The sequence below is a fragment of the Paenibacillus forsythiae T98 genome (assembly GCF_000520735.1).
In the GTDB taxonomy this organism is placed as follows: Bacteria; Bacillota; Bacilli; order Paenibacillales; family Paenibacillaceae; genus Paenibacillus_AQ; species Paenibacillus_AQ forsythiae.
On record NZ_ASSC01000761.1, the window covers coordinates 1 to 1,433 of the forward strand.

2 protein-coding genes are annotated in these 1,433 nt (G+C 58.8%); both read left to right on the top strand.

Features of this window, described 5'->3' with window-relative positions:
* Positions 1-498, top strand: a 498-nt coding sequence (locus L692_RS33185) for an ABC transporter substrate-binding protein (RefSeq protein ID WP_025702340.1), incomplete at its 5' end; no start/stop codon positions are given.
* A 45-nt stretch (positions 499-543) separates the two neighbouring features.
* Positions 544-1,353, top strand: coding sequence for an ABC transporter ATP-binding protein (locus L692_RS0123160; RefSeq protein WP_025702341.1), 810 nt, complete (start codon positions 544-546; stop codon positions 1,351-1,353).
* Positions 1,354-1,433 lie beyond the last annotated feature (80 nt).

Genomic DNA, 1,433 nt, shown 5'->3' on the forward strand with positions numbered 1-1,433 from the left:
TTTGCGAATATCGCCGGCGCGTTTGCTTCGGGAACCGGGGACTACGTGCAGCTGTTCGAGCCGCAGGCTTCGATCTTTGAACGCGAAGGCCGGGGCATGGTTATCGCTTCATTCGGGGTCGAGAGCGGCTATCTGCCGTACACGGTATTTATGTCCAAGAAGAGCTATATCGGGAGGAATAGCGATACCGTGCAAAAATTTACCAATGCGCTGCAAAAAGCCCAGCTGTGGGTGAAAAAGCACAGTCCCGGGGAAATCGCCGACGCGGTGGCGCCCTACTTCGAGAATACGGACCGCGACATTGTGGTGTCTGCGATCAAGCGGTATAAGGACCAGGATACCTACGCGCAGAATCCGGTCATCGACGACAAGGAATGGAATAATCTGCTGGATGTTATGGAAAATGCGGGAGAGCTGAAAGCGCGGGTGCCGGCGGCCAGGATTGTGGATAACACATTTGCGGAGAAAGCGCAGTCCAAGGCGGCGAGCGGCGAGTAAGCTTGCTCTTCCATCCGGGATGCCAGGCGTAAAGGAGGGGATTGCATGCCGCCGGTTGTGGAATTAAAGTCGGTCACGCACGCTTACCTGGGCGACAGGGAGGCTTCCCTTGCGGTCGAGGATCTGAATCTTGAAATTGAACAAGGCGAGTTCGTCAGCCTGGTCGGACCGAGCGGCTGCGGCAAAACAACGCTGTTGTCAATTATAGCCGGACTCCTGCATCCTTCGCGGGGGGAAGTGCTGGTGAATGGACGCCCTGTGAACGGCCCTTCTCCGGAGGTCGGCTATATGCTTCAGCAGGACTATCTGTTTCCATGGCGCAGCATCCTGGACAACGCGCTTCTGGGCCTGGAGCTGACCGGCCGTCTGGACGAAGCGGGACGAGATAAGACGGCCGAGCTTCTCGCGGAAATGGGGCTGAAAGGGAAGGAGCAATCGTATCCGAACCAGCTGTCGGGCGGAATGCGCCAGCGGGTCGCGCTCGTGCGGACGCTGGCGACCGACCCGGGCCTGCTGCTGCTGGATGAGCCGTTCTCGGCTCTGGATTATCAGATCAAGCTCCAGCTGGAGGATCTGGTATCGGAGACGCTGCGGCAGCATGGCAAGACGGCGATCCTCGTTACCCATGACCTGTCGGAGGCGATTGCGGTCAGCAGCCGGGTCATTCTCCTGGAGCGGAATCCGGGCAGAATCCGCCGGGTGTTCGATATTCCGGCGCAGATCGCGGATACGCCGCCCTTGTATGCCCGCGATCAGCCCGGATTTGCCGAGCTGTTCCATGCGTTATGGAAGGAAATGGAGCTTGCGGGCAATGCCGCTGACGCAGTTGACGCAGCCGGAAAGACCGAAGGCTAGTGAATAATAGGGAGGGAGAGCTTGTGAAGGCAACGGGAGCGGACAATACAGGAATCGCGGCTTCCCGTTCGGAGTGGCTG

Excerpts from the sequence above, each read along its gene's own strand:
- L692_RS0123160 (WP_025702341.1), top strand. The coding sequence starts at position 544 with ATGCCGCCGGTTGTGGAATTAAAGTCGGTCACGCACGCTTACCTGGGC.